The sequence below is a fragment of the Stenotrophomonas sp. YJH_SMC_138 genome (genome assembly GCF_059369855.1).
The window spans coordinates 19,039-44,159 of sequence record NZ_JCAFTB010000006.1 but is presented as its reverse complement, the minus strand read 5'-3'; the positions used below and the strand labels follow the sequence as shown (position 1 = coordinate 44,159).

At 66.5% G+C, this 25,121-nt stretch carries 22 protein-coding genes; 13 read left to right on the top strand and 9 right to left on the bottom strand.

Translation table 11 applies throughout. The annotated features are described in order from the left end of the window. Positions 1–49: 49 nt before the first annotated feature. The 5 genes from AC5P7I_RS13725 to AC5P7I_RS13705 all read right to left on the bottom strand — a co-directional run bounded on the left by AC5P7I_RS13725 (position 50) and on the right by AC5P7I_RS13705 (position 7,472). Entirely contained in the window at positions 50–421 is a 372-nt protein-coding gene (locus AC5P7I_RS13725; protein WP_014647091.1) for a DUF805 domain-containing protein, read from the bottom strand. Between the two features lie 189 nt (positions 422–610). Further along, complete coding sequence (locus AC5P7I_RS13720; RefSeq protein ID WP_262087568.1) at positions 611–1,888, bottom strand: replication-associated recombination protein A; 1,278 nt, start codon at positions 1,886–1,888, stop codon at positions 611–613. A 490-nt stretch (positions 1,889–2,378) separates the two neighbouring features. After that, positions 2,379–3,017 carry an outer membrane lipoprotein periplasmic chaperone LolA gene (gene lolA / locus AC5P7I_RS13715; RefSeq protein WP_005413289.1) on the bottom strand — a complete coding sequence of 213 codons (639 nt, stop codon included), beginning with the start codon at positions 3,015–3,017 and terminating at the stop codon, positions 2,379–2,381. A gap of 111 nt (positions 3,018–3,128) precedes the next feature. Next, a complete protein-coding gene (locus tag AC5P7I_RS13710; protein ID WP_262087567.1) occupies positions 3,129–5,072 on the bottom strand; it encodes a DUF3857 domain-containing protein in 1,944 nt (647 codons plus the stop codon). Between the two features lie 39 nt (positions 5,073–5,111). Then, positions 5,112–7,472 carry a DNA translocase FtsK gene (locus tag AC5P7I_RS13705; RefSeq protein ID WP_014647088.1) on the bottom strand — a complete coding sequence of 787 codons (2,361 nt, stop codon included), beginning with the start codon at positions 7,470–7,472 and terminating at the stop codon, positions 5,112–5,114. Between the two features lie 233 nt (positions 7,473–7,705). On the opposite strand from AC5P7I_RS13705, the gene trxB reads away from it, so the two are divergent. Continuing rightward, positions 7,706–8,677, top strand: coding sequence for a thioredoxin-disulfide reductase (trxB, locus tag AC5P7I_RS13700; RefSeq protein WP_014647087.1), 972 nt, complete (start codon positions 7,706–7,708; stop codon positions 8,675–8,677). A gap of 78 nt (positions 8,678–8,755) precedes the next feature. Here trxB and AC5P7I_RS13695 read toward each other — a convergent pair whose 3' ends face one another. Further along, positions 8,756–10,288, bottom strand: a complete 1,533-nt coding sequence (locus AC5P7I_RS13695) for an N-acetylmuramoyl-L-alanine amidase family protein (RefSeq protein WP_262087566.1) — start codon at positions 10,286–10,288, stop codon at positions 8,756–8,758. Between the two features lie 193 nt (positions 10,289–10,481). Here AC5P7I_RS13695 and AC5P7I_RS13690 point away from each other — a divergent pair, with 193 nt between their 5' ends. From AC5P7I_RS13690 to AC5P7I_RS13675, 4 genes are all read left to right on the top strand, one after another. Beyond that, on the top strand, positions 10,482–11,606 hold the full coding sequence (locus AC5P7I_RS13690) for a GNAT family N-acetyltransferase (RefSeq protein WP_262087565.1): 1,125 nt from the start codon (positions 10,482–10,484) through the stop codon (positions 11,604–11,606). A 65-nt stretch (positions 11,607–11,671) separates the two neighbouring features. Further along, positions 11,672–12,412, top strand: a complete 741-nt coding sequence (gene aat, locus AC5P7I_RS13685) for a leucyl/phenylalanyl-tRNA--protein transferase (protein WP_014647084.1) — start codon at positions 11,672–11,674, stop codon at positions 12,410–12,412. An 86-nt stretch (positions 12,413–12,498) separates the two neighbouring features. Continuing rightward, the gene (gene infA, locus AC5P7I_RS13680) at positions 12,499–12,717 is read left to right on the top strand and encodes a translation initiation factor IF-1 (protein WP_005409596.1); all 219 of its coding nucleotides are present in this window, start codon (positions 12,499–12,501) and stop codon (positions 12,715–12,717) included. Between the two features lie 209 nt (positions 12,718–12,926). After that, complete coding sequence (locus AC5P7I_RS13675; RefSeq protein WP_229767389.1) at positions 12,927–13,301, top strand: hypothetical protein; 375 nt, start codon at positions 12,927–12,929, stop codon at positions 13,299–13,301. 72 nt (positions 13,302–13,373) lie between these two features. Here AC5P7I_RS13675 and clpA read toward each other — a convergent pair whose 3' ends face one another. Further along, positions 13,374–15,659: an ATP-dependent Clp protease ATP-binding subunit ClpA gene (clpA, locus tag AC5P7I_RS13670; RefSeq protein ID WP_014647082.1), complete on the bottom strand. Its 2,286-nt coding sequence runs from the start codon at positions 15,657–15,659 to the stop codon at positions 13,374–13,376. 138 nt (positions 15,660–15,797) lie between these two features. Between clpA and AC5P7I_RS13665 the strand changes: the two genes are divergently transcribed. After that, complete coding sequence (locus AC5P7I_RS13665; protein ID WP_262087564.1) at positions 15,798–16,610, top strand: APH(6) family putative aminoglycoside O-phosphotransferase; 813 nt, start codon at positions 15,798–15,800, stop codon at positions 16,608–16,610. Between the two features lie 161 nt (positions 16,611–16,771). Here AC5P7I_RS13665 and clpS read toward each other — a convergent pair whose 3' ends face one another. Next, positions 16,772–17,098 carry an ATP-dependent Clp protease adapter ClpS gene (gene clpS / locus AC5P7I_RS13660; RefSeq protein ID WP_005416477.1) on the bottom strand — a complete coding sequence of 109 codons (327 nt, stop codon included), beginning with the start codon at positions 17,096–17,098 and terminating at the stop codon, positions 16,772–16,774. A gap of 112 nt (positions 17,099–17,210) precedes the next feature. On the opposite strand from clpS, the gene AC5P7I_RS13655 reads away from it, so the two are divergent. From AC5P7I_RS13655 to AC5P7I_RS13625, 7 genes are all read left to right on the top strand, one after another. Then, positions 17,211–17,684, top strand: coding sequence for a hypothetical protein (locus AC5P7I_RS13655; RefSeq protein ID WP_014647079.1), 474 nt, complete (start codon positions 17,211–17,213; stop codon positions 17,682–17,684). Between the two features lies 1 nt (position 17,685). Further along, the gene (locus AC5P7I_RS13650) at positions 17,686–18,147 is read left to right on the top strand and encodes an NUDIX hydrolase (RefSeq protein WP_014647078.1); all 462 of its coding nucleotides are present in this window, start codon (positions 17,686–17,688) and stop codon (positions 18,145–18,147) included. Continuing rightward, on the top strand, positions 18,144–19,286 hold the full coding sequence (mnmA, locus tag AC5P7I_RS13645; protein ID WP_053495617.1) for a tRNA 2-thiouridine(34) synthase MnmA: 1,143 nt from the start codon (positions 18,144–18,146) through the stop codon (positions 19,284–19,286). Before AC5P7I_RS13650 ends, mnmA begins: the two co-directional genes overlap by 4 nt. Beyond that, entirely contained in the window at positions 19,283–19,897 is a 615-nt protein-coding gene (hflD, locus tag AC5P7I_RS13640; RefSeq protein ID WP_032961893.1) for a high frequency lysogenization protein HflD, read from the top strand. The genes mnmA and hflD overlap by 4 nt, the downstream gene beginning before the upstream one ends. 218 nt (positions 19,898–20,115) lie before the next feature. Next, positions 20,116–21,306: a methyl-accepting chemotaxis protein gene (locus AC5P7I_RS13635; protein ID WP_014647075.1), complete on the top strand. Its 1,191-nt coding sequence runs from the start codon at positions 20,116–20,118 to the stop codon at positions 21,304–21,306. A 98-nt stretch (positions 21,307–21,404) separates the two neighbouring features. Then, entirely contained in the window at positions 21,405–21,620 is a 216-nt protein-coding gene (locus AC5P7I_RS13630; protein ID WP_014647074.1) for a hypothetical protein, read from the top strand. Between the two features lie 67 nt (positions 21,621–21,687). Beyond that, positions 21,688–22,194 (top strand): hypothetical protein, encoded by a 507-nt coding sequence (locus AC5P7I_RS13625; protein ID WP_032961898.1) that lies wholly within the window; start codon positions 21,688–21,690, stop codon positions 22,192–22,194. A gap of 124 nt (positions 22,195–22,318) precedes the next feature. On the opposite strand, the gene AC5P7I_RS13620 is transcribed toward AC5P7I_RS13625, so the two are convergent. After that, a complete protein-coding gene (locus AC5P7I_RS13620; protein ID WP_262087563.1) occupies positions 22,319–25,078 on the bottom strand; it encodes a bifunctional diguanylate cyclase/phosphodiesterase in 2,760 nt (919 codons plus the stop codon). Positions 25,079–25,121 lie beyond the last annotated feature (43 nt).

Here is a 25,121-nt window from a genome sequence, read left to right as displayed (position 1 = left end):
TCTTTTCTTTGCCTCTTGTGGAGTCGAGCCATGCCCGACTCGCGGAATGTCACGGCCCCGAAGGCACCGGACCATAAGCATTTTCCTGCGGCGTGCCCGGCAGCAGCGCGAATACGAAGATCACCAGGCCGCCGAACGGAACGAAGGCCAGCAGGTACATCCAGCCCGACTGGTTGCAGTCGTGCAGGCGGCGCACGGTGACGGCGATGACCGGCACGAACGTGGCCAGCCAGAACACGACAAACAGGATGATCGACGCGATGCCCAGGACGTCGGACTGCATCACCAGCCCGGCAACGAGCGGCACCATCAGGACGGCGGAGACGATCAGCATGAACAGCTGGAACATCCAGTACTCACGACGGTTGGCACGCCCCTCGAACTGGGCGTAGCGCTTCAACGGCAGAATCATTTCCTGCACGGCATCAATCCTTGAAAAAGTGGCCGCGCAGTGTGCCAAAGACCGCCGCCGGGAACAATGTGGAGCCGAGCCATGCTCGGCTGCCATTGGCCCTGTAGAGCCGAGCCCATGCTCGGCTGCCGTTGCCGCAGGCGCTGCTGGCCCGGTCCAGAGCGGAGTCGAGCGCGGCTCGACGCTACATAAACCGGGTCAGCGACCCTTTGCCGCCCTCGCCGCTTCGCGCTCGGCACGCAGCCGGTCCAGCTTTTCCTTCAGCTTGATTTCCAGGCCACGCGGCACCGGGTTGTAGTACACCCGTTCGCCCATCGCATCCGGGAAACCCGTCTGGTCCAGCGCGATGCCACCCTCGGCGTCATGGTCGTACTGGTACTCGGCGCCGTAGCCGAGCTCCTTCATCAGCTTGGTCGGCGCATTACGCAGGTGCAGCGGCACTTCTTCGGTGCCGCTCTCGCGCACGTCGGCCTTGGCCTGATTGAAGGCCGCATAGCCGGCGTTCGACTTGGCAGTGCTGGCCAGGTAAAGCACCAGCTGCGCGAACGCCAGCTCGCCTTCCGGGCTGCCCAGCCGCTCGTAGATGTCCCAGGCTTCCAGCGCCATGCTCTGCGCGCGCGGATCGGCCAGGCCGATATCCTCGATGGCCATGCGGGTCAGCCGGCGCGCCAGGTAGGACGGGTCGCAGCCACCATCGAGCATGCGGGTCAGCCAGTACAGCGCGGCATCCGGGTTGGAGCTGCGTACCGACTTGTGCAGCGCCGAGATCTGGTCGTAGAACTGCTCGCCGCCCTTGTCGAAGCGACGGGTGCGATCGGCCAGCACCTGGGTCAAGGTCTGCGGCGTGATGCGTCCCCCCTCCCCGCCCGCCAGTTCCGCGGCGATCTCCAACAGGGTCAGCGCACGGCGCACATCACCATCGGCAGCGGTGGCGATTTCCAGAAGCAGTTCGGGGGGGACCTCGATACCCTCTTCGCCCAGGCCGCGCTCGCGATCACCCAGCGCACGTTCCAGCGCCTCGACGATGTCGGTGGGCGAAACGCCTTCCAGGACATGCACGCGGCAACGCGACAGCAATGCGGAATTCAACTCGAACGACGGATTCTCGGTGGTGGCACCGACGAACAGGATGGTGCCGCGCTCGATATGCGGCAGGAACGCATCCTGCTGCGCCTTGTTGAAGCGGTGCACCTCATCCACGAACAGCACGGTGCGGCGGCCTTCGGCGAAACGCTGCGCGGCCTCGGCCAACACTTGGCGCACCTCCGGCAGGCCGGAGAGCACGGCGGAGATGGCACGGAATTCTGCGTCGGAGTATTCGGCCAGCAACAGCGCCAGCGTGGTCTTGCCACAGCCTGGCGGCCCCCACAGGATCATTGAATGCACGCGACCGGATTCGACCGCGCGACGCAGCGCGCTGTCCGGCGCCAGCAGGCGCTTCTGCCCAACCATTTCGTCGAGAGTGCGCGGACGCATGCGCTCGGCCAGCGGGCGCAGGTGTTCCCGATCGACGCTCAGCAGATCGGGACCAGGGAAGGAAGTTGAACGATGTCTTGCCACCCGGTCATTGTACCGCGCCGCCCAACGGTAGCGCCGGGCCGTGCCCGGCGGCGGGACGCGATGTCTGGTAGTGCCGGCCGCTGGCCGGCAGATCCCAAGCGTGCCAACCAACGGTTGACACCCACCAAGGCGGTCCCGGTTGAAACCCACCAGAGCAGAAAGCGCCGGGCCATGCCGGCGATCAGGCCGCACGGGTGGTAGTGCCGGCCGCTGGCCGGCAGATCAAGAGCGTGTCAACCAAGGTTGACACCCACCATGACGGTGCCGGTTGACACCCGCCAGAGCAGACAGCACCGAACCCTGCCCGGCAGATCAGGCCACAGGATCGGTAGAGCCGGCCGCTGGCCGGTAGATCAAAAGCGTGTCAACCAAGGTTGACACCCACCAAAGCGCCTCCGCCCACAGGTCAATTACCGATGACGTCGGTACCCTTCGGCGGGGTGAAGCTGAAGGTGCCGGCCGCGAAGCCCGGGTTGCGCTTCCAGCCGCTGAAGCTGATCACGGTACGCTGGCCAACCGCATCGGTGATTTCCATCTTGGCCAGGCCCTGGGCATTGAAGCCCAGCGCGGCGTACTGGAAGCTGGCTTCGGTCTCGCGCTTCGGCGACAGCGACAGCCACTGCAGGCCGTCGCGCTGCGCAGCCTCTTCACTGACGTCGTACTGCTGTTCCAGCAGTGCCGGGTTGATCAGCGCGGTCAGCGGGCTGTTCTGCTCTTCCTTGCCCTGCTCACGCACGGTGGCCTGCTCCAGGTCCGGTTCGTACATCCAGACCTTCTTGCCGTCGGCCACGATCAACTGCTCGTGCGGGCGCACGTATTCCCAGCGGAACAGGCGCGGCGCCGACAGGGCCACGCGGCCACTGGTCGATTCCTTCACCTTGCCGCGGCTGTCGAACACCTGCTGGCTGAACTGGCCATCCAGGCCCTTCAGGCCACTGGTGAAGGTCTTCAGGTCATCGCGGGCGCCTGCCCAGGCGCTGCCGGCGGCGGCGCAGGCCACGGCCAGGGTGGTGGTGGCAAGGAAACGACGGAAGCGGAAGTTCATGCGGGAATCCTGTGGGCGCGGGCGCCAGGAAAGGTGGTTGCCAGTGTGCCCGGGGAAAGATGAATGGGCGATCAGGGCGACATTATGCCGCCCTGAACGTCCATCGGCGATTCAGCCGCCCGAGCCCGGCAGCTTGCCGTACAGCACCTGGCCACGGAAGCCACGCCGCACTTCGCGATACAACGCGCGGAATGCGGTGTAGTCCTGCGGCTGGCACAGCGCCTCCGGCCCACGCACCGCGTTCTGCTGCAAGTGGTGGTGCACGATCACGTCCTGGCCCTCGCGACTCCAGTCCACCCGATACTCACCGGCGGCGTTGCTGAAACGCTGGCTGGCCGGGATGGCGATGATCGGTGCATTGGCCGGGAACTGCAGGCGATAGGTCTCTTCGCGCAGGCTGGCATTGCAGTAGAACGGCGTCTCGTTGGCCGGCGCCGAGGCGGTGGCGTACAGGCCGCGCACCGATTCGCCACCCGGCGGATCCGGCACGGCCATGCCGCCGGCCACGCTGAAGTCGGCGTAGTCCTCGGCCTGGAACGCCATGCGATAGCCAAACGGCCGGGTCAGGTCGACCGGCACGCCCTGGATCTGCAGCTGCCCTCTCCCGTCGAAACCGGACGCGGCCATGATCTGCTCCTCGGCGCGCGCACGGTTCTGCGCGTTGAGCTGGGAGAACTGGGCGCGCATGCCGATCTCGGCGTTCTCGCCCAGCTTCGGAATGGTCTCGCCGCGCAGGTTGCCGTTGGCGTCGAAGGTGAAACGCACCTCCATCGAGGTGGCGTTGCGCTGCGGCGTGTTGGCCGGGGTGCGCGCCAACGAGGCGTCGCGGGTACGCATCACCGGTGCGCCGAGGTCGCCTTCCGGCAGCTGCCCGAAGCGCGCCCACGCGGTGGTCGAATCCAGATACAGATCGAACTCGGGGATGTAGGTGATGGCGTGGTTGAAGCGGCCCAGCACCGGAATCTTCGGCAGCGTGGGGCCGCCGCCGGCACCGATCAGCACCGGCGAGCTGGCGATGCCCTTGGCCGCCAGCAGCGCCTCCAGGATCGTCACATGGTCCTTGCAGTCACCGTAGTGGTTGTCGAGGATGCTCTGCGCGCTGTTCGGCTCCAGGCCGCCATTGCCCAGGTACACCGCCACATAGCGGATGTTCTGCGCCACCCAGCGGTACAGCGCATCGGCCTGCTCGCGCCGGTCGCTGATGCCAGCGGTGATTTCATCAGCCAGCGCCTGCAGCGCCGGGGTCACGTCGGCCGCCGGGCCGGCCTTGAGCTGGTAGGCGCGTCCCATCTGCGACCAGTCACGATACGTGCTGGCCATGATGTTCGGGCCGAACTCCCAGCCCGCCGCCGACCAGTTCTGTGCCGGCATGGCTTCGCGCCGCTGGTAGCGCCAGCGCCACTGCGCCTGGCCGTTCTTCACCGTCGGGCGATCGCTGCCCTGCACGCCGCGGCTGTCGATGAACATCGGCAGGCTGGCCGGCGCAGTCAGGGTGACCTCGGCGTCTTCGTACTCGGTGAAGACGTTGAAGGTCTCCCACAGGCCGAAATAGCCCGGGAAGTACGGCGTGGCCTGGGTGCGGCGCACCTGGTAGTACAGGCGCGTGCCCGGGGCCAGGTTCGGGAACACGATCACCCGCACCTTGCGGTCGGCATACATCGCCGCCGAGGCGCTGGAGTAGCTCTCCTGGGTGTAGATGCGATCGGCCGGCACGTCGCGCCGCTGGCCGTCGGCGGTGATGGTGTAGGCGCCAAGCACCTCCAGGGTTTCCATCTTCTCGCTGTAGCTCAGCCGCACCTGGCTGAACTGCTCGACGGAGGCCTTGGTCTTGAGCAGGACTTCGTAGGTTTCGGTCTGCACATTGCCCGCATCCGGCCGCACCTGGTAGTCGGCGCGGTAACGGACAATGCTGAAATTATTGCTGGCTTCGGTATCGCCGCTGGTGGAAGGCGGCGCCGTGGCGGGCGCGGAGGTGGCGGTTTCTGCCAGTGCCGGGCCGGCAGCCAGGAAGGCTGCCAGCGCCAGCGCCAGCGCGCTTGGTACGGGGTGAAGCATGCGTCGGTTCCTTGGACGTCGTGGGGGATACGTCGGGCCTTACTTCGGCGGCGGCGGTGCCAGCACCGTGCGGTCGCCGTTGTGCTCGGGCGGGCTGACCACGCCGGCCGCTTCCATGGCCTCGATCAGTCGCGCTGCACGGTTGTAGCCGATCTTCAGCCGGCGCTGCACGCCGGAAATCGAGGCGCGGCGGGTCTCGGTGACCACCCGCAGCGCTTCGTCATACAGCGGGTCGGACTCGTCGCCGGCCGCACTGGTCTCGGGCAGGCCGGTGGCACCGACGACCACGCCGTCGCCCATCGTCTGCACCTCGTCCAGCACCCCGTCGATATAGTCGGCCGGGCCCATCGCCTTGAGGTGCTCGACCACGCGGTGCACTTCGTCATCGGACACGAACGCACCATGCACGCGCTCGGGCAGCGCGGTGCCCGGCGGCAGGTACAGCATGTCGCCGTGGCCCAGCAGGGTTTCCGCGCCGGACTGGTCGAGGATGGTGCGCGAGTCGATCTTGGAGCTGACCTGGAAGGCGATACGGGTCGGGATGTTGGCCTTGATCAGGCCCGTGATCACGTCCACCGACGGGCGCTGCGTGGCCAGGATCAGGTGGATGCCGGCCGCACGCGCCTTCTGTGCCAGGCGCGCGATCAGCTCTTCCACCTTCTTGCCGACGATCATCATCATGTCGGCGAATTCGTCGATGAAGATGACGATGAACGGCAGCGTCTCCAATGGACGCGGCGCCTCGCCCAGCTCCGGGTTCGGCTTGAACAGCGGGTCCATCAGCGGCTGGCCGGCATCCTGCGCTTCCTTCACCTTCTTGTTGAAGCCGGCCAGGTTGCGCACGCCCACCGCGCTCATCAGCTTGTAGCGGCGCTCCATCTCGGCCACGCACCAGCGCAGGCCGTTGGCAGCCTCCTTCATGTCGGTGACCACCGGCGCCAGCAGGTGCGGGATGCCCTGGTAGACGCTCAGCTCGAGCATCTTCGGGTCGATCATCAGCATCCGCAGGTCTTTCGGCGAGGCCTTGAACAGCAGGCTCAGCACCATCGCGTTGACCGCCACCGACTTGCCCGAACCGGTGGTACCGGCCACCAGCAGGTGCGGCATGCGCGCCAGATCGGCCACGGTCGAGCGCCCGGCAATGTCCTTGCCCAGCGCCAGGGTCAGCACGCTGGCCGACTTGTCGTATTCCTTCGAGCGCAACAGCTCGGACAGGTAGATCATCTCGCGGGTGACGTTGGGGATTTCCAGGCCGATCACCGACTTGCCCGGAATCACGTCGACCACGCGCACCGACTTCACCGACAGGCCGCGCGCGATGTCCTTGTCCAGCGAACTGATCTGGCTGACCTTGATGCCCGGCGCGGGCTCGATCTCGAAGCGGGTGATGACCGGCCCGGGGTTGGCGCCGACCACCTGGGCGTCGATGCGGAAATCCTTCAGCTTGAACTCGATCTGCCGTGACAGCGCGTCCAGGGTTTCCTTGTCGTAGCCCACCGGCTGCGGCTTGGGGTCGTCCAGCAGGGCCAACGGCGGCAGGTCCGAGCCGTCGCCATTGACGCCACGGAACATCGGGATCTGCGTGTCGCGCTTGGCCCGGTCACTCTTCTCGATCACCGGTTCCGGTCGCGGCTCGATCTTCACCGGCTCGCGCTTGGCGCGGACCTCGGCATCGGCCTTGCGCACTTCCTGGCGCTCCTCGCGCATCACCCGGGTCTGCTGCCACTCGGTGACTTCTTCCTTCTTGCGCGCCAGCAACGGTGCCAGCGACATCACGCCACGGCCGATCTTTTCCATCACCGTGAACCAGGACAGCCCGGTGGCCAGGGTGATCGAGGCCAGCAGCAACACCAGCACGAACAGGTTCGCGCCCAGCGCACCGAAGCCCACCGTGAGCGAATTGCCAACCAGCTTGCCGAGGATGCCGCCGGCGCTGGAGACATCGCCGCTGAACAGGCGTACATGCAGGAAGCCGGTGCCGGCGATCAGGAATCCGACCAGGCCGACCAGGCGCAGCGCCGGGTCCAGGTCGTTCTCGCCCTTGCTCTCGCGCTTGAGGCCGAACATGGCAATCCACGACAGCGCACCGAGCACCACCGGCAGCAGGAAGGCGATGTAGCCGAACAACTGCAGCAGCACGTCGGCGATCCAGGCGCCCGCGCGACCACCGAGGTTGTGCACCGGCGCGACCACGCTGCCGGTATGCGACCAGCCAGGATCCGTCGCTGAATAGGTGAAAAGACTCGCCGCCAGATAGAGCAGGGCCGGCGCGATCGCGATCAGGCCCAGGTCGCGCCAGAGGCGCTGGCGGCGTGGATTGTCGGTCGTCGCCGCCGCGGCCGTGCGACGTGACGCCTTGCTGTCGTCCGACTTGGAGCGTTCAGGGACCTGCTTCGCCACCTTAGACCATACCTTTGGAATGCGCTGTTAGTGATTGATAATAAATGAGACGGCGTCAGTTTTCAGTTATGCGACTTCTGACCGGGCCCGGACAGGGGTGAAACCACCGCTGGATGACGGCGTTCTGTTCATCGGCTTGAATCGCCCTGCCCCAGCCGCCACTCTATGACCAGCCACGGATGCTGCGCAAACATCGCCAGCGCCTTGTCCCATCTACCTTTTCGCGAGTCTACATGAGCACCAGCCTGCCCTCCCGCCACCAGCGCCTCGTCATCCTCGGTTCCGGACCGGCCGGCTGGACCGCCGCCGTCTACGCCGCCCGTGCCAACCTGAAGCCGGTCGTCATCACTGGCCTGCAGCAGGGCGGCCAGCTGATGACCACCACCGAGGTGGACAACTGGCCGGGTGACGCCCACGGCCTGATGGGCCCGGACCTGATGGCGCGCATGCAGGCCCACGCCGAGCGCTTCGAGACCGAGGTCATCTTCGACCACATCCACACCGCCGACCTGTCGCAGCGCCCGTTCAAGCTGATCGGCGACAGCCACGAGTACACCTGCGACGCGCTGATCATCGCCACCGGCGCCACCGCCAAGTACCTGGGCATCCCGACCGAAGACGAGTTCAAGGGCCGCGGCGTGTCCGCCTGTGCCACCTGTGACGGCTTCTTCTACCGCGACCAGGACGTGGTCGTGGTCGGCGGCGGCAACACCGCGGTGGAAGAGGCCCTGTACCTGTCCAACATCGCCCGCAAGGTCTACCTGGTCCACCGCCGCGACACCCTGAAGGCGGAGAAGATCATGCAGGACAAGCTGTTCAGGAAGGTGGCCGAAGGCAAGATCGAGACCGTCTGGCACCACCAGGTGGAGGAAGTGCTGGGCAACGACGCCGGCGTGACCGGCGTGCGCGTGAAGTCCACCCTGGACGGCGGCACCCGCGACATCGATGCCCACGGCTTCTTCGTGGCCATCGGCCACCACCCGAACACCACCCTGTTCGACGGCCAGCTGGCGATGAACAACGGCTACCTGGAAATCCGTTCGGGCCTGGGCGGCAACGCTACCCAGACCTCGGTGGAAGGCGTGTTCGCCGCCGGCGACGTGGCCGACCAGCACTACCGCCAGGCGATCACCTCGGCCGGCTTCGGCTGCATGGCCGCTCTGGACGCCGAGCGCTATCTGGACGCGCAGGGCAAGGCCAGCTGAAGCGCTGATTATGCTCTGTAGAGTCGAGCCATGCTCGACTCAGGAGAAAGGCCGACGCGAAAGCGTCGGCCTTTCTCGTTACATCCCTGCGGCAGCCGTATTCTCAGGCAAGCCATTTCGATCAGGGCCGGCCGCATCGGGAACACAACGAACGGTGTGAGGCACGGGCTGCGACTTGACCCCATCCGCATCCAACACATGCGTCTCCCAGCCGAGCGTCCCCACGCTGTCGCGACCGCAGCTGAGTTGCATCCTGCTGGGCTGGTCAGGCGAATCGATGACCACCGTCCGTCCGCTGCAGCTCCACCCTGATGGGCACAGCGTATTGCGGGTGATCAGGCTGATCGGGAATTGCGGATGGCCCGCAAACGCCACGTCCACCTCGCGCGAGTCGCCGGATGGAACGTCGACATCTGCGATCGGCTGCCCGGACAGCGGCTCACACGACTTTCCCGTTGCCCACAGGCGATAGCCCTTCTCCACCCCTTTCATCGACGCCGAGCGGAAGACGGGGTCCTGCAAGGCGGCCACATCGTCAGGATTGGAGTGGTAGGCGGTTTCGATGATCACCGAGGGCATCTTCCCGATGCGGTTCTCGCCGTGCCTGGCCGAGGTCGAACTCTCGCGAATCGGGAAATCCCGATAGCCCGGTTGCGCTCGGATGATTTCACGCATCCCACAGAGAATGCTATCCGCCAGCGCCTTGTCCTGCGGTTTGTCCTGATGATAGTAGACCTCGGTTCCACGCAGACTGGCTGAATCGCTGCCATTGGTGTGCAGGCTCAGCATCACATCCACACCCAGATGGTTTGCGTAGTTGGGGCGAGCCCGTATGTCCTCTTCCTTTTCGCGAGCAGACTCTGGGCTGTTCGGAAACTCATTCCACATGTCGGTGCGTTCGGGGAAAAGCGCCTTGAGGTGGTAGCGGGATGACATGTGCTCCCATGGCTTCCCGGACTCCGGATGGAGTTCCGTGGAGCGGCTGCGTGCCCGGTGCACCGTCAAACCGCTACGTTGTTCGATCAATCCTTGCAGTTCGTCACCAAACAGTGGACTCAGCGTGTCTTCCTGAATGCCGAGAGGCGCTGGGCGCTGAAACTTCCATTCTCTGCTGGGATGCAAGCTGATGTAGCCATGGCTTGCTGACACCAAAGCTGATGTATGCGTCGACTTCTCGTTCGTCTTCGGCGGAACGGCCAGATCCTCGGGGTAGTATTCCTCAAGGGTTTTTCCGTCAAACAGGAAGTCAATATCATTCACATCCAGTCCCGACTTCTCGGCGTAGTACCTCAACGTAGACGCCATCGGAATCAGGAAGAGCTCGTCATAACCGCGATCCGGGCCGGGAAGGTATCCAGGCCCAAAGCTGATCACCATCGATCTTGCCTTCACATCCAGACGGATGCTGACGCTGATTTGTCGCAGCTCACCCCTCTCCTGCAAATGACGCGTCAGCTGGTTCGAAGCTTCACGCTCCAACAGCGCAACCGCCTCCGCGTGAGCACCTGCATCCTCAAGCACTTTCGCCGGCTGATCTCCAGAAGCCAACACGGGCGGCACAAAGATCAGGCCGCACGCGACCGCGGCAGTTGCAAGCTTCAATCCCTTCATTGTTGATTCCTCCATGTGGTGGGACACACGCCGCTCATGCGGCGTCCCGCCACCCTGCCCAGCCGCGCGACGGCGATTCCGCAACACAGCGCACACGGATGGAGAATTCAAATTTTCCTCACCTCCAACCGAAACAAACCAACCCAGCTCCGCCAACACCGTTCGCGATCCACCTGGCCTATCCTTGCCAACCATGCCCTCCACCCGCTTCCTCCACTCCCTTCAGTCCATTCCCGCCACCGACTGGGATGCCCTGCACGACGGCCAGAATCCGTTTATCAGCCACGCCTTCCTCTCAGGCCTGGAAGAGCACGGCTGCCTGCGCGAGGACTGGGGCTGGCAACCCCGGCACTTCACGCTGTGGGAGGGCGAGCGCCTGATCGGCGCAATTCCGGGCTACCTGAAGACCAACTCCCACGGCGAATTCGTGTTCGATCACGCCTGGGCCAATGCCTATGCCCGCCATGGCCGCGACTACTACCCGAAGTGGCTGGGCGCGGTGCCGTACTCGCCGGTCACCGGGCCGCGCCTGCTGGCCCGTCACGATTCAGAGCGCACTACGCTGCTGTCGGCGTTGCGCGATGCACTGCCGGCACTGGAGGTGTCATCGGCCCATATCAACTTCCACACCGCAGCGGACGAAGCGCTGTTCGGCGATGACTGGCTGCTGCGCGAGGACGTGCAGTTCCAGTGGCAGAACCCGGGTGACTGGGCGACATTCGACCAGTTCCTCGGCGCGATGAACCACAAGCACCGCAAGAACATCCGCCAGGAACGGGCCAAGGTCGCCCGCCAGGGCATCACCTTCCGCGTGGTGCACGGCGACGACGCCAGCCGCGCCGACCTGCAGGCGATGTACCGCTTCTACCTGCAGACCTTCCTGGAATACGGCAATGCCCCGGCGCTGACCGAGCCCTTCCTGCGCCATCTGGCCATTTCATTGGGACGCGGGCTGGTGCTGTTCCTGGCCGAGCAGGAAGGCCAGCCGATTGCCGGCGCGCTGTGCCTGCGCGGCGGTGACACGCTGTACGGCCGCTACTGGGGCGGCGCCACCCTGCCCGGCCTGCACTTCGAAGCCTGTTACTACCAGGGCATCGAGTACTGCCTGCGCGAAGGCCTGAGTCGTTTCGAACCCGGCGCACAGGGCGAGCACAAGCTGGCGCGCGGCTTCCTGCCTACACTGGTGCGCAGCCGGCACTGGGTGGCTGATGCGGAGTTCGCCGAGGCGTTGCAGGAGTGGTGCCGGCAGGAGCGGCGGGATGTGCGGCGCTACCAACAGGAGCTGCTGGGGCACAGCCCATTTCGCGCGGACGGGTGACCCGCCAACCAAGGTTGGCATCTACCGCGGCATTCGCGCGGGGCCGCGACGAATACAATGCCGGCATGACCCGCCAGCTGCCCTGGCGCCTGGCCGACGCGCCGGACGCCCCCTTCCCGCCGGCCGAGACCGCCCTGCGCCAGCCCGACGGCCTGCTCGCCGTGGGCGGCGACCTGCACCCGGCGCGCCTGCTCAACGCGTATGCGGGCGGCATCTTTCCATGGTTCAGCGAGGGCGAGCCGATCCTGTGGTGGTCGCCCGACCCGCGCATGGTGTTCCGTACCGATGGCGTGCATCTGTCCAGCCGCTTCCGGCGCCAGTTGCGCGGCAGCACATGGGAGGTCACCGCCGACACCGCCTTCAGCCGGGTGATGCGCGCCTGTGCGGCGGCACCGCGGCCCGGCCAGGACGGCACCTGGATCAGCCCCGACATGGTCGAGGCCTACAGCCAGCTGCATGACCTCGGCTTTGCCCACTCCTTCGAGGTCTGGGACCGGCAGACGCTGGTCGGCGGCATCTACGGGGTGGCGATCGGGACGATGTTCTTCGGCGAGAGCATGTTCAGTGGCGCCAGCGGCGGCTCCAAGATCGCCCTGGCCGCGCTGGCATCCACGCTTCACGGCTGGGGCTGGGCGCTGATCGATGCCCAGGTGGAGAATCCGCACCTGCTGCGGATGGGCGCCGAGCACCTGCCGCGCGCGGCGTTCCTGCAGCACGTCCGCCACGCGGTGCGCCATGACGGCCGTGAAGGCCCGTGGACGCAGGCGGTCGGACGCTTGCCGGCACAGCGTTTGGCCGGGGGTTAACACAAACTTTGCAAGCTGGGCCGGTCACGCGTAAAATACTGCGCCTTAGGCCCAGCGTGGCCGTTTTCTGAACCGCACAGGACTACATGTCGAAAGACGATTCCATCGAGTTCGAGGGCACCGTCAGCGAGACGCTGCCGAACACCACTTTCCGCGTTCGCCTGGAAAATGGGCACGAAATCATCGCCCACATTTCCGGCCGCATGCGCAAGAACTACATCCGCATCCTCACCGGTGACCGGGTCAAGGTTGAAATGACCCCGTACGACCTGACCAAGGGTCGTATCACCTACCGCATGAAGTAAGCGGTCGGCGCGTTGCGCCACTTCGACAAGGCCAGCCCTGGTTGCTGGCCTTTTGTCATGGGTGCAATCCGGCCCTGCCGGAGGTCATCGTGACCGAACGCACCGTGGCGTCGGTCAGCCCTGCTTGCGGCAGATTCGCATCTTCATCCGTGGCGGCATCGTGGGACCCGATCCAGTCCGGATCGCCACTCCCCTGCCCCGCCATGAACATGCTCACGTTGACCGCCCTGCTCGTCGCCGTTGCCGCGTCCGCCAGCGCATCGCCTGTGCGCGCCGCCGAGCCCCCTTCCACGGCCAGTGACTGCATCCAGCTGGGCAGCGACCAGCAGATCGTGCGCGCCGGCGTTTCGCGAAACATCCTGCTGCGCAATGGCCAGGACCACTATGTCGTGCACTTCCAGAACGACTGCTCCACTGCCGGCTACTCGCGGAAACTGAGCTTCATCACCGAAGGCCAGCAGGGCCTGCTGTGCAGCGCCGGCCGCAGCCAGCTGCGCACCGATGCCGACCACTGCCGGGTGGCGCAGATCGAACCGATCGACGAAGCCACCTTCCAGAAGAAGGCCCGCCAGCGCGGCCGTTGATGGCGCATATGACAAGGGCGGCCGAAGCCGCCCTTGTCATTTCAGGTCCGCCGGGCCAGGCCCGGCGTCAGCTCACTCCACCGTGACCGGCAGCAGGCGCTCCGGCTCGGCCTGGGTCTCGACGACCAGCTCGTCGTCGCGGACATCGATGTTCACCTTGCCGCCGTTGACCAGTTTGCCGAACAGCAGCTCGTCGGCCAGAGGACGCTTGATCTTGTCCTGGATCACGCGGGCCATCGGGCGCGCACCCATCAGCGGGTCGAAGCCGTGGTGGGCCAGCCAGTCGCGCGCGGTCGGTGTGGCCGACAGGCTGACGTGCTTGTCCTGCAGCAGCATCTCCAGCTCGATCAGGAACTTGTCGACCACGCGCAGGATGTGCTCGAAGCCCAACGCCTGGAACTGCACCACCGCATCGAGTCGGTTGCGGAATTCCGGGGTGAAGCTGCGGCGGATGGTCTCCATCGCGTCGGTGGCATGGTCCTGCTTGGTGAAGCCGATCGAGCGCCGCGAGGCCTGCGCCGCGCCGGCATTGGTGGTCATCACCAGCACCACGTTCTTGAAGTTGGCCTCACGCCCGTTGGTATCGGTCAGCACGCCGCGGTCCATCACCTGCAACAGGATGTTGAAGATATCCGGGTGCGCCTTTTCGATTTCGTCCAGCAGCAGCACGCAGTGCGGCGTCTTGACGATCTTTTCGGTCAGCAGGCCGCCCTGGTCGAAGCCGACATAGCCCGGAGGGGCACCGATCAGGCGGCTGATCGAATGCGGCTCCATGTACTCGGACATGTCGAAGCGGACCAGCTCGATGCCCAGCTGCAGCGCCAGCTGCTTGGTCACCTCGGTCTTGCCGACACCGGTCGGGCCGGCGAACAGGAAGTTGCCGATCGGCTTTTCCGGATTGCCCAGGCCCGAGCGGGCCAGCTTGATCGCCGAGGACAGCGTCTCGATGGCCGGGTCCTGGCCGAAGATCACCATCTTCAGGTTGCGCTCCAGGTGCTGCAGCACATCCTTGTCGGTGGCACTGACCTGCTTGGTCGGGATGCGCGCCATCTTGGCCACGATCGCCTCCACTTCCTCGACGTCGATCAGCTCCTTGCGCTGGCCTTCCGGCAGCAGCCGCTGGCGGGCACCGGCCTCGTCGATCACGTCGATGGCCTTGTCCGGAAGCAGGCGGTCGCCGATGTGCTTCACCGACAGATCCACCGCCGCCTGCAGCGCTTCGTCCGAATAGGTCACGCCGTGGTGCAGCTCGTACTTGGACTTCAGGCCCTGCAGGATCTCGTAGGTCTCGCCCACGGTCGGCTCGACGATGTCGATCTTCTGGAAGCGGCGGGCCAGCGCCCGGTCCTTCTCGAAGATGCCGCGGTACTCCTGGAAGGTGGTCGAGCCGATGCAGCGCAGCTCGCCGGAGGCCAGCGCCGGCTTGATCAGGTTGGACGCATCCATGGTGCCACCCGAGGCCGAACCGGCACCGATGATGGTATGGATCTCGTCGATGAACAGCACCGCATTGGGGACCTTCTTCAGTGCGGTCAGCACGCTCTTCAGGCGCTTCTCGAAGTCGCCGCGGTACTTGGTGCCGGCCACCAGCGCGCCCAGGTCGAGCGAGTAGATCACCGCGTCGGCCAGCACGTCGGGCACCGAACCCTCGACGATGCGGCGGGCCAGGCCCTCGGCAATCGCGGTCTTGCCCACGCCGGCCTCGCCCACGTACAGCGGGTTGTTCTTGCGGCGGCGGCACAGGACCTGGATGGTGCGCTCGATCTCGTCGGCACGGCCGACCAGCGGATCGATGCGGCCGGACCGCGCCTGTTCGTTGAGGTTGCTGGCGAACTCGGTCAGGGCATCACCCTTCGGCTCGCCCTCCCCGCCTTCGATGCGGCCTTCGCCATCGGAGGAGGAGGACGGCTGCTCGCCTTCCTCGCCCAGCTTGGCGATGCCATGGGACAGGTAATTGACCACGTCCAGACGGGTCACGTCCTGCTGGTTGAGGTAATAGACGGCATGGGAGTCCTTTTCGCCGAAGATGGCGACCAGCACGTTGGCGCCGGTGACCTCCTTCTTGCCCGAGGACTGCACGTGGTACACGGCCCGCTGCAGCACGCGCTGGAAGCCCAGGGTCGGCTGGGTATCACGGCCGTCATCTTCGGCCAGGCGGGACACGGAAGCCTCGATGGCCTGCTCCAGCTCCTGGCGCAGGCGTTCGGCGTCGGCACCACAGGCCTTCAGTACGGCCTGGGCGGACGGGTTGTCGAGCAGTGCCAACAGCAGGTGTTCGACCGTCATGAATTCATGCCGGGCCTCACGGGCGCGCTTGTAGCACTGGCCGATGGTGTGTTCGAGGTCTTTGCTGAACATGGATTACTCCGGCGGCAGATGGGGACAATATGCGGCCTGACTACGCGATTTCCATCACCCTAGCGGATTGCTGCGTTCAGATGGCGTTAGCAGTGCAGATCGCTTGATCTTCATTCACTCCAGGACAGCCCACCCAGCATGAGCGAACCCTACCTGAGCCGCTGGCGATTGCGGCGTGATGGCGCGGCCATCGAGACGCCCCACGCCCAGCTCTGGCCGGTGCTGACCGCCGACGGCGAACCGGCGATGCTGAAGGTCAGCAGCGAAACCGAGGAGCAGAACGGCCATCGCCTGCTGCGCTGGTGGGACGGCGATGGTGCCGCCCGCCTGCTGGCCCACGAGGGGCCGGCGATCCTGATCGAGCGTGCCGGCGGCGATTCGCTGCGGCAACGTTCGATCGAGGGCGACGATGATGCCTGTACCACGATTCTGTGCCAGGTCCTGCGGCAGCTGCACCGGCCACGGAGCGCGCCACCAGCGGAACTGGTCTGCCTGCGTACATGGTTCGCCGACCTGCTGCAGCCAAGGGCCGCGCTGCCGCCACTGCTGGAACAGTGCAGATCACTGGCGGAGCGGGTGTTGCAGGAAGAACACGAGATCCGGCCGCTGCACGGCGACCTGCACCACGACAACGTGCTGGATTTCGGCGCGCGTGGCTGGCTGGCGATCGACCCGAAGCGGCTGCTGGGCGACCGCGCGTTCGACTACACGACGATGTTCAGCAACCCGGACCTCTGTGGCCCGGGCATCCATGTGGCCACCCGGCCCGAGCGGTTTGCCGCCCGGCTGCAACAGGTAAGCGCACTGGCCGGCCTGGAACGCACGCGCCTGCTGCGCTGGATCGCGGCCAGCACTGCGCTGTCGGCGGTGTGGTTCAGGGATGACGGCGACCCCGCCGACGTCGACGAGACGGTGGCGCGGATGGCGCTGGAGGCGTTGGCGGAGGCGTGACCTCCGCGCGTGGTGGGCGCACTCCATCCGGGATCATTGCGCCGGGACGAAAAGCAGCCGAGCATGGGCTCGGCTCTACAGGTTTCTGCCTTGGTAGGTGCCCACCTTGGTGGGCACGCCGTGTCCGGAGTCGATGTACCCGGACGAGGATCGGCAGCCGGTCAGGCCTTTTCCATCGTGCACAGCAGCGGGTGCTGGTTCATCCGCGAGTACTCGTTGACCTGGGCAACCTTGGTCTCGGCGACCTCGCGGGTGAACACCCCGCAGACGCCGCGGCCGCGGGTATGGACGTGCAGCATCACCTGCGTGGCCTTGTCCAGGTCCATGCTGAAGAACTGCTGCAGCACATCCACCACGAAATCCATCGGGGTGTAGTCGTCGTTGAGCAGCATCACCTGATAGAACGGCGGCGGCGCCACTTCCGGGCGCGCGGGCTCCACGGCAACGCCGTGCTCGTGCTGGGAATCGGGGGAGGACTCATGGGGCATCCGCCCATTATAGGGGTAGCGCCGGACCTGCGTCGGCCCGCCGCGGATTGGACGGCACGCACGCCCAACGTCACAATTGCAGCTTCTTTCAACACTGCTTCACAGGATCTTCATGAAAAGGACCCTTCTGCCCGCCCTGCTGATCACCCTGGCCGCTGCCGGTGCTGCCACCGCCGCGCCCCAGGCCGACAAGTCCGTGGCCCGCCACCTGGACAAGCTGGGTTACACCTACGAGGTCGACGAGGATGGCGACTACCGCATGGTCTTCGACGTCGAGGGTGACCGCACCCAGATGGTCTACGTGCGCTCGGCGGTGGAAGACTTCGGCAGCCACAACATCCGCGAGATCTGGTCGCCGGCCTACAGCGCCAAGACCAAGCAGTTCCCGGTGGCCGTGGCCAACCGCCTGCTGGAAGATTCGCAGGACGCCAAGATGGGCGGCTGGGTAAAGCAGGACACCACTGCCATGTTCGTGGTGAAGATCGACGCCGATGCCACCGCCGACCAGCTCAGCGACGCCATCGATGCGGCCATCCGCACCGCCGACGCGATGGAGCTGGAACTGACCAAGAAGGACGAGTTCTGAGTTGAACGCCACGCCGGACCCGCGCTGGGCACCGCACGCCACCGTTGCCACCGTGGTGATCGACGGCGGCCGCGTGCTGCTGGTCGAGGAGACCATTGACGGCCGCCAGGTGCTGAACCAGCCGGCCGGCCACCTCGAGCCGGGCGAAAGCCTGGCCGAGGCCGCCCTGCGCGAGACCCGCGAGGAAACCGGCTGGACGGTGCAGCTGACCCACTTCATCGGCTGCTACCAGTGGACTGCCGGCGACGGCACGGCCTTCCTGCGCTTCTGCTACGCGGCGCGCCCGGTTTCGCACGACCCGGCGCAGCCGCTGGACACCGGCATCGACCGCGCGCTGTGGCTGACCCCGGCCGAGCTGCAGGCCGCCGGCGAGCGCCAGCGCAGCCCGCTGGTGTGGCAGGTGGTGGCGGATTACCTGGGTGGCCAGCGCCACCCGCTTTCGCTGGTCCGGGAGGTCGCATGAGCACTCCACGTGTGATGGTGGGCGTCTCCGGTGGCGTCGATTCCTCGGTCGCCGCCTGGCGCCTGGTACAGCAGGGCGAGGCCGTGGCCGGCCTGTTCATGCAGAACTGGGCCGACGATGGCAGCGGTGATTGCCGTGCCGAGGATGACCGTCGCGACGCGGTGGCCGTGTGCGGCCTGCTGGGCATCCCGTTCCACTTCCGGGACTTCTCCAGCGAGTACTGGCAGGGCGTGTTCGAGCACTTCCTGGCCGAGTACGCGGCCGGCCGCACGCCGAACCCGGACGTGCTGTGCAACCGTGAAGTGAAGTTCAAGCATTTCCTGGACGCCGCCCGCGAGCTGGGCGCCGAGCGCATCGCCACCGGCCATTACGCACGGGTGACCCAGCGCGGCCACCAGTGGCTGCTGCTGCGCGGCGCCGATCGATCCAAGGACCAGAGCTACTTCCTGCATCAACTGGGCCAGGAACAGCTGGCAGCCACCCTGTTCCCGATCGGCGACCTGGAAAAGAGCGACCTGCGCCGGATCGCGCGCGACGTCGGCCTGCCGACCCACGCCAAGAAGGACTCCACCGGCATCTGTTTCATCGGCGAGCGCGACTTCCGCGAATTCCTCGGCCGCTACCTGCCGGCCAAGCCCGGCCAGATCCTCGACCCGGCCGACGGCAGCGTGATTGCCGAACACCCGGGCGTGTTCTATTTCACCCTGGGCCAGCGCGAGGGCCTGAACATCGGCGGCGTGCGTGGCCGCCCGGCCGCGCCGTGGTACGTGGTTGGCAAGGATGTGGCCAGCAACGTGCTGTACGTGGACCAGGACCGCGACAGCAAGTGGATGCTGTCCGACCGCCTGCGTTCGGAAACCGCGCACTGGATCGCCGGCTCACCGCCGGCACGGCGCTTCGAATGCACCGCCCAGACCCGCTACCGCCAGCCCGACGAGCCATGTACGGTCGAGGTGCTGGACGATGGCAGCGTGCTGGTCACCTTTGCGCGCCCGCAGCGTGCCGTTACCCCTGGTCAATCGCTGGTGCTGTATGACGGTGATGTGTGCCTGGGCGGCGCGGTGATCGCCGCCACCGATGCGCCGCTGGAACAACGCCTGCGCACCACCCCCTCCCCTTTTGAGGTAATCGCTGCATGAGTTTCACTGTCGACGACCGCGTCCTGGCCCTGGCCGGCATTGCCCAGGCCCTGCAGCAGGTGCGCCGCATCGCCGATACCGGCCATTCCGACGCCGCCGCCGTGCGCACCGCCGTGGACAGCGTGTTCCGCGTCGATGCGTCCTCGCCGCAGGCGGTGTTCGGTGACCGTCATGCACTGAAGTCCGGCCTGCGCCTGCTGCACAACTACTTCCGCAGCCAGGGCCAGGACCCGATCCTGCCCAAGCTGGCCCTGTCGGTGCTGCAGCTGGAGCGCCGCTTCGTGCAGGATGGGGCGACCGTGAACAAGGTCGCCTCGGGCATCGAGCGCGCCCAGCGCCAGGCCACCGAACTGGGCGACAGTGGCCACCCGGACGTACTGGCCAACCTGGGCGGCCTGTATGCCGACACCATCAGCCACCTGAAACCGCGGGTGATGGTGCAGGGCAACCCGCACTACCTGGGCCAGGCCGGCGTGGTGGCGGAGATCCGTGCCCTGCTGCTGGCCGCGGTGCGTTCGGCGGTGTTGTGGCGCCAGCTGGGCGGCAGCTACTGGGACTTCCTGTTCAGCCGCAAGGCGATGATCGAGGCCGTGGACCGCCTGCTGGCCTGAGGGTGTGGGGTCAGAGCCCTTTTCCATGGAAAAGGGATCCGACCCCGTTGCGCCTGCCCAAGGGGTCGGATCCCTTTCCGGCACGGAAAGGGCTCTGACCCCGAGGCCGCCAAGGCGCCGGAAAATCGGCGCATTCAGAATGCACTTCGAGGCACATCGACGTTAAAGAGAAAGGGGGTACGGCCGATACATCCTCCGTGCACCTCCCGAGAACGTCCATGTACTCACGCATTTTCATCCGTCTGGCCGCCCCCCTGGCTCTGACCCTGCTGCTCCCCTTCGCCATCGGTTTCGAATGGCCGGCCGCCCTGCGCTGGGCGATCCTGACCACGATGACGCTGAGCTGGCTCGGCTTTGCGTGGTGGACCACCCGCGCCCAGGCACATCGTTCCCCCGAGCACGCCCGTGTCCTGCGCGAACAGGACCAGCTGCTGACCGAGCTGCGCAACTTCGTCGGCAACGAGATCGACGGTTCGCGTGGCGAAGTGGAACGCGCCCGTGACCTGATCCGCCAGGCCGTCTCCAGCCTGGGCGGCAGCTTCGATGCCATGAACCGCAAGTCGCGCCAGCAGAGCCAGGCCCTGTCGCGCATCGTCGACCGCGCCGGTGATGAAGGCAATGCCGGCCTCGACGTCGCCCGTTTCGCCCAGCACGCCAGCCATCGCATGGAACAGCTGGTGGAAGCGCTGGAACAGGTGAGCGGCCAGAGCAGCACCACCGTGCAGCACATCGACCAGATGGCGCAGCACCTGGATGGCATCTTCGCGCTGCTGGAAGACGTCAAGTCGATCGCCGACCAGACCAACCTTCTGGCGCTGAACGCGGCCATCGAAGCGGCGCGCGCCGGTGAAGCCGGTCGTGGCTTCGCCGTGGTCGCCGACGAAGTGCGCAACCTGTCCGAGCGCTCGACCACCTTCAACGAGCAGATCCGCAAGCTGGCGCACAGCTCCAAGGACGCCATCGCCAAGGTGCGCGAGACGGTTTCGCACATGGCCTCGCGCGATATGGACCGCTCCCGCGAAGCCCGTCAGGAAGCAGCAGCGATGCTCGACAACGTCGCGCAGATCAACGCCTCGCTGGGCGACGGCATGCGCGAAGTGTCCGAGTGCGCCCGTGCGATCGATGGCAGCGTGGCCGAAGCCGTGCGTGCCCTGCAGTTCGAAGACATCGCCACCCAGGCGCTGGGCGGCGTGCACACCCACTTGGACCGCCTGACCGCGATCAACCGCGAAGCGGTGGCCCTGCAGGAGCTGCTGCACCGCAATGGCGGCGTGTTCGACGAAGAGATCGCCAGCGCCCTGCAGCGGACCGGCAATCGCCTGCGCGAGCTGCGCAGCGAATGGGAACGCCCGCCGCACAAGCCCGTCGCCCAGCAGAGCATGGGCGCCGGCACCGTCGAGCTGTTCTGATCCTGATGTCCGCTGCCCTCGCCGGCAGCCCGCAAGGCCCCGGTTCGCCCGGGGCCTTTGCCTGTAACCCGCCATTGGATGCATCCTGTACGCGCACCATGACCCTGATCCGCGCCCTGCCCGCCCTCACCGACACCGAGCGCCCGCGCAATGCGAGCGTGCGTGAGCAGCTGCAGCGGCTGGAAGACGTGGCCCGCGAGGAACTGCTCGAACTGCAGCAGCTGGCCGATGCGCGCCCCACCCCCTCCCGAGCCGACGATGAACTGCTGGGCCTGGCATGGGACCTGGGCCTGGATGGCGAAGCCCTGAAGTAGATCCACGTCCTGCGTGGATGGGCCGTCCCGCATGGCATGATCCACCGGTCCCATTCATGGAAGACCGATGGCCATCGCCCTGATCGCAGTGCTCCTCATCGAAGCCGTCCTTCTGATGGCCTGGGTGGCCGGCTATTTCAGCTGGGGCATCACCCTGTTCAACGAACGCATCGCGGCGTCACCGGCCATGCAGGCCCGGCTCTCGCTGGGCAGCCTGGAACGTGACCTGCCGCAGGACAGATGGCTGCAACTGGCCTTCCATGCGCTGCCCGATGGCAGCATGGCGTTCCGCGAGAGCTTCGCACCGAGCTTCGGCCTGCGCTACTTCCCGGTGATGCGTGGACGCATCGTTCTCAACGCGCGACGGCACGAGGTGCGGGTGATCGGCCTGTGCAGCTGGTTCGTGGCAATCCTGTCGCTGCTGCTGTTGCCGCTGGTGGCGATGCGCCCGATGGTGGCACCGATGCTGCTGGTGCTGCCGCTGTTCCTGGCCAGCTATCTGGTCCAGAAGCGGCGCTATGCGGCCATCGTCGAGGCCCTGCGCATGCAGTTGAAGGCGGAGTTTCCCAGGTAGTTCCACGCCATGCGTGGATGATCGCGAGCGCCAGGGCATCCGTGCCGGCCAACGGTCGGCACCCACCAGAGCTGGGCGCACCAGAGTCAGGCCACACCGCGCCGGCATCCGCCAGCGCAGACCCTCAGCGCACCAGCACCGCTTCGCCGCTGGCGTCGGTGCGCATTGGCGCCGGGCGCTGCTGGCGCAGCCACTGCGCCAGATCACGCGGGCTGAGCGGACGCGAGTACAGGTAGCCCTGGATCTCGTCGCAGCCCTGGCGGCGCAGCATGTCTTCTTCCTGGTGGGTTTCCACGCCTTCGGCCACCACCTTCATGCCCAGCGCGTGGCCCAGGTGGACGATGGCCTGGGTGACTTCGGCCGTGCCCGAATCATGCAGCATGCCCTGCACGAAACTGCGGTCGATCTTCAGGCGCCCCACCGGGAAGCGGTTGAGGTAATTGAGGTTGGAGAAGCCGGTGCCGAAGTCATCCACCGCCAGCGGCACGCCGTGCCGTTCCAGCACGTCGAAGCAATGGCGCAGGATGTCGGTATCACGGATCAGCGCCGACTCGGTCAGCTCCAGTTCCAGCCGTTGCGGCGGCCAGCCATGGGCATGGCAGATCTCGATCACGCGCTCGGCGAAGCCGCGATCACGCAGCTGCACCGCCGACACGTTGACCGCGATGCGATCAAAGTGCAGTCCGGCACGGTCCCAGGCGGTCGCCTGGCGGCAGGCCTCGTTCAGCACCCAATCGCCGATGCGCACGATCTCGCCGCACTTTTCGGCAATGGGAATGAACTCGGCCGGGCTGCAGTAGCCGATGCCGGGGCGGTGCCAGCGCAACAGTGCCTCGATCGCCGGTGGCTCGCCGTGGTGGGCGTGCAGCAGCGGCTGGTAGGCCAGGCTGAACTCGTCGCGCTCGATCGCCCCATGCAGGGCATGCTCGACGTCCAGCCGGCGCTGGATGCGGGCCAGGGCGTCCTGGCTGTAGTACTGGTAGGTGTTGCGCCCGGCTTCCTTGGCCGCATACATCGCGGCGTCGGCCGCGCGCAGCAGTGAGTCGAAATCGGTCTGCGCATCGCCCAGCATCGCGATGCCGACGCTGGCGCCGACTTTCAACGTGGTCTCGCCACGGCGCAGCGGCTCAGCCAGCGAGGCAATCAGCTTGCGGGCGACATGACCGGCATCTTCCGGCTCGGCCAGGTCGCGCAGCACCACGATGAACTCATCGCCACTGAAGCGGCCGAACAGGTCGTTGTTGCGCAGGTTCTGGTGCAGGCGGGTGGCTGCGGCCTTCAGCAGCGCATCGCCGGTGGCGTGGCCGAAGCTGTCGTTGATGGTCTTGAAGCCGTCCAGGTCGATGAACAGCATGGCCAGCGAGCAACCGCGGTCGCGTGCTTCCTCGATGGCTTCGGCGGTCTGTTCGCCGAGCAGTACGCGGTTGGGCAGGCCGGTCAGCAGGTCGTAGTGGGCCAGCAGTTCGATGCGCTCGTTGGCTTCGCGCTCGCGGGTGATGTCACGGAACAGGACAACGAACCGCGGCGGCAGGCCGTCACGGCGGTCCAGTTCGATCAGCACCTGCACCCAGACGCGCAGGCCGGACTGGCGGTAGAAACACAGGTCCAGCTGCTCGGGCAGGCCGCCGTTGGCGATACGGGCGAGCGCCGCCTCGAACGCGTTGCGCGAGTCCTCCGTGTACAGCGCCAGCGCCTGGTCGAGGGTGATCGGTTCCTTGCGCAGGCCATGGATGCGGTAGCACTCCTCGGTCCATTGCATGCTGCGGGTCTGCACTTCGATCTCGCAGCCGCCGATGCGGCCCAGCGCGGAGACCCGGTTCAGCAGTTCGGTGCGCCAGCGGATCAACGCATCGGTCTGGTGCTGTTCGGTGATGTTCTGTACCTGGCCGAGCAGGCGCTTGGGTTGCCCGTCCATGTCCAGCAGCGGCTGCATCCATAGCCGCAGGTGCTGCGAAGGCTCATGGCCGCGGGTCAGCTCCAGCTCGAGGTTGGCAGCGCGGCCATCGCGCCACAACCGCCGCCATGCCGCGCGCAGCGCGCCGCGGGAGCGTGGATGCAGCTGCTTCAGCCAACGCCGCTGGCCCGGAACGGCGCCCTGCTCCAGGGCCAGCAGCGAACGCAGTTCCGGCGACCACCAGAAATGCCCGCTGTTGGGATCAAACGACCAGCTGCCCATGCTGGCGATGCGCTGGGCCTCGCTCAGGTGCAGCTGCTGTTCCTGCAGCAGCGATTCGAGCTGCTTCTGCTGCTCGATATCGGTATGCGTGCCGACCATGCGCAGGGGCTGGCCATCGGCGGTGCGAGCGACCACGCGGCCGCGATCGAGCACCCAACGCCACTGGCCATCGGCCTGGCGGAAACGGAACTGTGCGCTGTACTGCTCGCTGTGCCCGCGCAGGTGCTCGTCGAGCGCGGCGCGCACCTGCACGATGTCCTCGCCGTGCACGCGAGACAGCAATTCAGTGGCGGTCTCGTCGCCCAGCGCCGGCGTGCGCGCCACCCGGTCACTGGGGATGTCCCAGTCCCACAGGCTGTGGCCGGCGCTGTCCAGTGCCAGTTCCCAGCGCCCGCCCGCATCGACCGGCACCGGCTCGGGAATGCTCAGGGTGAACGCCAGCAGGTTGCCGGCACCGTCGTGCACCGCACGCAGGTGCCCGTCGTAGTGCCCCCGCGGGCCGCCCGGCAGCGTGCAGGCAACGATGCCACCATCGGCGGCCATCAGGCGCAGATCTTCCAGCATCGGCGCATAGGCCGCCACGGTGGCCGGCAGGCCATGCTCGCGCGCGGCCGGATTGGCCGCCAGCGGGCGCCCGGCACGGTCGACGATGACCAGCGCCGACGCAAGCGGGTGCTGCAGCAGGCTGGCGATGATCCCTTGGTCCACGCGATCTTGCTCCGGATGACACGCCCGTCAGCGGGGCACGCAG

What these genes read in the sequence shown, in the direction of transcription:
- AC5P7I_RS13720 (WP_262087568.1), bottom strand. Translation starts at nt 1,888, where the DNA reads ATGCGTCCGCGCACTCTCGACGAAATGGTTGGGCAGAAGCGCCTGCTG.
- lolA (WP_005413289.1), bottom strand. Translation starts at nt 3,017, where the DNA reads ATGAACTTCCGCTTCCGTCGTTTCCTTGCCACCACCACCCTGGCCGTG.
- AC5P7I_RS13710 (WP_262087567.1), bottom strand. Translation starts at nt 5,072, where the DNA reads ATGCTTCACCCCGTACCAAGCGCGCTGGCGCTGGCGCTGGCAGCCTTC.
- trxB (WP_014647087.1), top strand. Translation starts at nt 7,706, where the DNA reads ATGAGCACCAGCCTGCCCTCCCGCCACCAGCGCCTCGTCATCCTCGGT.
- AC5P7I_RS13695 (WP_262087566.1), bottom strand. Translation starts at nt 10,288, where the DNA reads ATGAAGGGATTGAAGCTTGCAACTGCCGCGGTCGCGTGCGGCCTGATC.
- AC5P7I_RS13690 (WP_262087565.1), top strand. Translation starts at nt 10,482, where the DNA reads ATGCCCTCCACCCGCTTCCTCCACTCCCTTCAGTCCATTCCCGCCACC.
- aat (WP_014647084.1), top strand. Translation starts at nt 11,672, where the DNA reads ATGACCCGCCAGCTGCCCTGGCGCCTGGCCGACGCGCCGGACGCCCCC.
- infA (WP_005409596.1), top strand. Translation starts at nt 12,499, where the DNA reads ATGTCGAAAGACGATTCCATCGAGTTCGAGGGCACCGTCAGCGAGACG.
- AC5P7I_RS13675 (WP_229767389.1), top strand. Translation starts at nt 12,927, where the DNA reads ATGCTCACGTTGACCGCCCTGCTCGTCGCCGTTGCCGCGTCCGCCAGC.
- clpA (WP_014647082.1), bottom strand. Translation starts at nt 15,659, where the DNA reads ATGTTCAGCAAAGACCTCGAACACACCATCGGCCAGTGCTACAAGCGC.
- AC5P7I_RS13665 (WP_262087564.1), top strand. Translation starts at nt 15,798, where the DNA reads ATGAGCGAACCCTACCTGAGCCGCTGGCGATTGCGGCGTGATGGCGCG.
- clpS (WP_005416477.1), bottom strand. Translation starts at nt 17,098, where the DNA reads ATGCCCCATGAGTCCTCCCCCGATTCCCAGCACGAGCACGGCGTTGCC.
- AC5P7I_RS13655 (WP_014647079.1), top strand. Translation starts at nt 17,211, where the DNA reads ATGAAAAGGACCCTTCTGCCCGCCCTGCTGATCACCCTGGCCGCTGCC.
- mnmA (WP_053495617.1), top strand. Translation starts at nt 18,144, where the DNA reads ATGAGCACTCCACGTGTGATGGTGGGCGTCTCCGGTGGCGTCGATTCC.
- hflD (WP_032961893.1), top strand. Translation starts at nt 19,283, where the DNA reads ATGAGTTTCACTGTCGACGACCGCGTCCTGGCCCTGGCCGGCATTGCC.
- AC5P7I_RS13635 (WP_014647075.1), top strand. Translation starts at nt 20,116, where the DNA reads ATGTACTCACGCATTTTCATCCGTCTGGCCGCCCCCCTGGCTCTGACC.
- AC5P7I_RS13630 (WP_014647074.1), top strand. Translation starts at nt 21,405, where the DNA reads ATGACCCTGATCCGCGCCCTGCCCGCCCTCACCGACACCGAGCGCCCG.
- AC5P7I_RS13625 (WP_032961898.1), top strand. Translation starts at nt 21,688, where the DNA reads ATGGCCATCGCCCTGATCGCAGTGCTCCTCATCGAAGCCGTCCTTCTG.